General features: G+C 63.5%; 5 protein-coding genes. 1 reads left to right on the top strand and 4 read right to left on the bottom strand.

Going from position 1 to position 5,096, the window contains the following annotated elements; genetic code table 11:
* A partial coding sequence (locus EN879_RS23760; protein WP_164774546.1) for an amino acid ABC transporter permease occupies positions 1-616 on the bottom strand: 616 nt, incomplete at its 3' end.
* Between the two features lie 127 nt (positions 617-743).
* A complete protein-coding gene (locus tag EN879_RS23755; RefSeq protein WP_013529173.1) occupies positions 744-1,517 on the bottom strand; it encodes an amino acid ABC transporter substrate-binding protein in 774 nt (257 codons plus the stop codon).
* Positions 1,518-1,839: 322 nt separating this feature from the next.
* On the opposite strand from EN879_RS23755, the gene EN879_RS23750 reads away from it, so the two are divergent.
* Positions 1,840-2,703, top strand: coding sequence for an RNA polymerase factor sigma-32 (locus EN879_RS23750; RefSeq protein ID WP_013529172.1), 864 nt, complete (start codon positions 1,840-1,842; stop codon positions 2,701-2,703).
* A gap of 24 nt (positions 2,704-2,727) precedes the next feature.
* Here the strand turns inward: EN879_RS23750 and EN879_RS23745 are convergent, their stop codons facing one another.
* Both EN879_RS23745 and EN879_RS23740 read right to left on the bottom strand, forming a co-directional pair.
* The gene (locus EN879_RS23745; protein WP_024502938.1) at positions 2,728-4,197 is read right to left on the bottom strand and encodes a M48 family metalloprotease; all 1,470 of its coding nucleotides are present in this window, start codon (positions 4,195-4,197) and stop codon (positions 2,728-2,730) included.
* A 258-nt stretch (positions 4,198-4,455) separates the two neighbouring features.
* Positions 4,456-5,096 (bottom strand): ATP-binding cassette domain-containing protein (locus EN879_RS23740; protein WP_127274281.1); only part of this gene is annotated, 641 nt, incomplete at its 5' end.

The following is a 5,096-nucleotide window of genomic DNA, read 5'->3' as shown; positions in this document are numbered from 1 at the left end:
CCGACAGCACCGAACTCAGCGCCAGATAGAGGATCGCCGCCTCGACATAGAGGATCAGCGGCTCATAGGTGGTGGCGACGATGCGCTGCGCCGCCTGGAACATCTCCGGCACGGTGATGGCGGCGGCCAGCGACGTATCCTTGACCAATGAGATAAAGGTGTTGGAAAGCGGCGGCACCGCGACCCGGCCGGCTTGCGGCAGGATGGTGCGCCGCATCGCCTGGCTCCAGGTCATGCCGATCGAATAGGCCGCTTCCCACTGGCCCTTCGGCACCGACCCTATGGCCGCGCGGATGATTTCCGACGTGTAGGCGCCGATGTTGAGCGTGAAGCCGATCAACGCCGCCGTGAAGGCGTCGAGCAGGATACCGACCGACGGCAGGCCGTAGAAGATAAGGAACAGCTGCACCAGCAGCGGCGTGCCGCGGAAGATCCAGACATAGAAGCGCACCAGCGCGACCAGCGGTTTCGGACCAAACAGCCGGGCAAGCGCCGCACCCAACCCAACGGTCAGCCCAAGGACGAAGGACAACAGCGTCAGCGGCACGGTGAAGATCAGCGCCGCCCACAACAGCGAAGGCAGCGACTCCAGCATCAGTTGCAGCCAGTGCGGCACGTAAGACCCTCCAAATAAGTCGAGGCTTTCGTCGAGGCGCGACATATCACGACAAAAGCGGCGGACCGTCAAAGACGACTCGCCGCTCGATATGTCCTGTGGGCCGCGGAGCGGCCCGCCTCATAGATTACTTCGAAACGTCCTGGCCGAAATAGGTGTCGGAGATTTTCTTATAGGTGCCGTCGGCCTTGATGTCGGCCAGCGCCTTGTTGATCGCCGCGACCAGCTCCGGATCGCCCTTGCGCACGATGACGCCGGAATAGTCGGCGTTTTCCTCTTGCGCGGCGATCTTCACATTGGCGTCGGGCTTGTGCTTCTTGAAGTCGAGGAACGACAGGCTGTCATTGATCGTGGCGTCGGCACGGCCTGTCAGAAGCAGCTGGATCGATTGGTCGAAGCCATCGGTGCCGACCAGCTCGGCGCCGTTCGTTTCGGCCAGCTTGCCGAAATTCGAGGTCAGCGACTGCGCCGACTTCTTGCCCTTGAGATCGGCAAAGGTCTTGATGTCTGTGTTGTCGCCGCGCACGATCAGCACCGCCTTGGAGGCGATGTAAGGATCGGAGAAGTCGTACTTGGCCTTGCGGGCATCGGTGATGCCGACCTCGTTGATGACGGCGTCATAGCGATTGGCGTCGAGGCCGGCGATCAGCCCGTCCCACTTGCCTTCGAGGAATTCGACCTTGACGCCGAGCTTGTCGGCGATCGCCTTGGCGATTTCGACGTCGAAGCCGACCAGTGCGCCCGAAGTGTCATGATAGGTGAATGGCGCATAAGTGCCTTCCGTGCCGACCTTGATGACCCCGGCCTGCTTGATCTGGTCGAGATTGGCGCCGGCATGGCCTGCGGTGACAGCCAAGGCCTGCAGCGTTCCGGCGATGATGAGCGACTTGAGCCATTTCATTTTTCTGTGATCCCGTCCTTGGCCGGCCGACCGGCATATTGTGAGCGCTGGAAACTGACAGATGCAAGTCGAAAAAATAAGGAACAGAATTCCAAAAACAATCAGTTTCTGAAATCAGATACTCAAACTGGCGCTTTCCAGCCGACATCACGGCTATCGCGGGTAGTCCCCGGAGTCCGCCAGGCAACACATACCCGCAGCCACGGTCGCGGAACCTTTCCCGCGCATGGCAGTTCTGGCTGTTCTAGGGCACGACGCCGCCATTTCAACCCAGGCGCCAGCCAAGTTTGCAAAGTCATCCGCACCACCCAGGGAGCGCCTCATGATGGAAGACACGGCAGGACGGATCATGGTCCGCGCGGCGATGAAGGCTCCCTACCTCGAGCGTGACGAAGAGCATCGGCTTGCATTGCTCTGGAAAGAGGACAACGACCAGAACGCGCTGCACAGCATCACCGTCGCGCATATGCGGCTGGTCATTTCCATGGCCTCCAAATTCCGCCATTACGGCCTGCCGCTCGGCGACCTGGTCCAGGAGGGTCATGTCGGACTGCTCGAGGCCGCCGCCCGCTTCGAGCCGGAGCGCGAGGTGCGGTTCTCGACCTATGCGACATGGTGGATCCGGGCCTCGATGCAGGACTATATCCTGCGCAACTGGTCGATCGTGCGTGGCGGCACCAGCTCGGCGCAGAAGGCGCTGTTCTTCAACCTGCGACGCCTGCGCGCGCGGCTGGCGAATGGCGCCGAGCCACTGTCAAACGCAACGCTCTATCGCGAAGTATCGGAAGCACTCGGCGTCTCCGAAGCCGACGTGGCGATGATGGATTCGCGGCTGTCGGCTCCCGACTCCTCACTCAACATGCCGGTTGCCGACGATGCGGGTTCGACCGAGCGCATGGAATTCCTGGTCTCGGACGATCCGCTGCCCGACGAGATCGTCGGCGACAAGATCGATGTCGCGCGCCGCTCGCTCTGGCTGAGGGAGGCGCTTCGCGCGCTCAACGCACGGGAGTTGAGGATCATCGAGGAACGCCGGCTTAACGACGAGGGCGCGACGCTGGAAGCGCTCGGCGAAACCCTCGGCATCTCCAAGGAACGCGTCCGCCAGATCGAGGCCCGCGCCATGGAAAAGCTGAAGGTCGCGTTGGTGAAGCAGAATCCGGAGTTCATGGCGACTGCCGCCTGAACGGCGGCAGGCGTCCGCAGGTGCCTACTTGTCCGTGACGATCTTGACCTTGTCGCCGGCCGAAACCGCGGCACCAGGCGACAGCGCGTTGAGGACGCGGAACAGGTCGAGCTTACGGTCGACGCCGACCATCTGCGCCGAAAGCGAACCCATCGTCTGCCCAGGCTGGACAGTGACGACGCGGATGCGCAGCGGCTTCAGCGCCGCCTTTTCGGCGGCACTCAAGATCCGGAACGAGCCGCTGACCGAGCGGGCGATTGTGTCCAGCGACGTGCTGGCCGAAGGGGCCGCGGTCAGCAGCCGGTAGACCTGGCCGCCGGCGCGGATCACCGCAATGTCGAACTGCCAGCCTTCGGCGCCGGCATGCGCGGTCGCTGCCTCGTTGCCGTTGATGGTTTCCTGCCTGACGCTGCTGTCGACGAGACCAGCCACCCAGCCGCTGCGGATATAGTCCGTCAGCGCCCGGTTCTTGTCGATCGACACGCCATCGAAACGGATCGCTATGTCGCCGGGGCCGGTGGCCGTCACCGCTGCCGCCGAATTGTCGATGATGAAGCCGTCCGGTACCGTGAACGAAACGCCAAGGCCCGGATGCAGGAAGGTTTCGCCGCGTACATAGCCTTCTTCCGGCGTGTCGCCATAGAGCAGGCCGTCTATGCCGGCGAGGAAGGAATCGCGGTCGCGCGTGCCGACGCCCGGCGCGCCGAACTGGCGGGCATGGCGCTGCGCCAGATCGATGCGCTGCGGCGTATTGGGGTGCGTGGCCAGGAAATCGAGGCTGGCGTCGGTGGCGCCGCTGATCGAGCGGAAATCGGTGTAGGCCGACATTGATTGCAGGAAGCGGCCGGCGGCGAAAGGATCGTAGCCGGCCTCGCCGATCGACTTGATGCCGATGGCGTCGGCTTCCAGCTCCTGGTTGCGCGAGAATTGCGCGAGCCTCAGCTTGCCGCGGATCAACGCCGCCTTGGCGGTCGGGCTGTCGCCGAGCACATCGGAAACCACCTTGGTCGCCAGGCCTTCCTCTGCCTCGAGTTGCTGGCGCTGCAAGCCGTGATTGGCGGTGACGTGGCCCATCTCATGCGCGATGACAGCTGCAAGCTCGGCCGAATCATTGGCCAGCGCCAGGAGGCCGCGCGTGATGTAGAGATAGCCGCCCGGCAGCGCGAAGGCATTGACATTGGGCGAATTCAAAATGGTGATGCGATAGGTCTGTGTCGGGTTGGCGGACACCACCGTCAAACTACCGACCACCTTGGCGACCATGCGCTCGAGCTTGGGATCGGAATATTCGCCGCCATAGGTCGCCAGGATGCGCGGATGCTGCGCCCTGGCCAATTCGGCGAGCTTGTTGTTGGCGCCGACATTGTCCACCGTGATCGGCTTGTCGGAAGGCTGGAAGCCGGATTCCTGAACCTCCGGCGGCGTGAACATCTGGCAGCTTGCCAACGCCACGGCAAAGCCGGCCAGCGCGAGAAAGCGCGCCAGCGGTTTCATTCCCAATGTGTTAGCGCCGATCGCCAGAACGGCTTCCTTTCGGGTCCCGGCACATGACATTGAAAATCGGGGACGATCTTCAGAATGTTCACGTGCCATATCTCAAACTGCTGCAGTATCCGCGGCCCATCCCAGGGGCGGGCGCCGGATACTGCAGGCAAATCACGGCCTGTGCCGGACCGGTAGGGCGGACCTAGCCACACTCCCCCGGTCATGGCAAGCAAACGCCACATCGCCTGGAGCCGGTTTGACCGTAAATTATGTCCGCTTCCGGGCAACATCGCGTGATGTGGAATATCCGGCACCCGCGCCGATATAGCGCCGGAACGCCTCCGGACCAGCCCCGGCGAAGAAATCATCAGCCTTGCCGGTGGCGGCGACCAACCCATTGTCGACAAACACCATATGCTCGCCGATGCGGCGTGCATCCTCCGGCTGGTGGGTGACGAACAGCACTGTCATGGCGCGTTCGGCATGAACGGCGGCAACCAGATCCAGCATCTCGTCGCGTAAAGCCGGTCCGAGCGAAGCGAAGGGCTCGTCGAGCAGCAACACCGGTCGGTCGCGCACCAGCACGCGGGCCAGGGCGACGCGCTGGCGTTCGCCCCCGGAGAGCTCGCGCGGCAGGCGTTTCTCCTTGCCCGCAAGACCGGTGCGCGCAAGCGCCTCGGCGACCGCAGCGCGGTCCGCCTCGGTCAGCCGCAGGGATGGCGAGCGGCCGAGCCCGACATTCTGCTCGACGGAAAGATGCGCGAAGAGATTGTTCTCCTGGAACACCATCGACACCGGCCGCGCCGAGGCCGGCTCGGCGCTGACATCGACACCGCCGACCAGCACGCGGCCCGACCGTGGGGTCTCGAAGCCGGCGACCAGATTGAGCAGTGTCGACTTGCCCGAAC

It is taken from the genome of Mesorhizobium sp. M7A.F.Ca.AU.002.02.1.1 (assembly GCF_003998535.1).
Lineage (GTDB): Bacteria > Pseudomonadota > Alphaproteobacteria > Rhizobiales > Rhizobiaceae > Mesorhizobium > Mesorhizobium ciceri.
The sequence above is the reverse complement of the archived record's forward strand: the minus strand, read 5'-3'. Positions and strand labels throughout refer to the sequence as shown.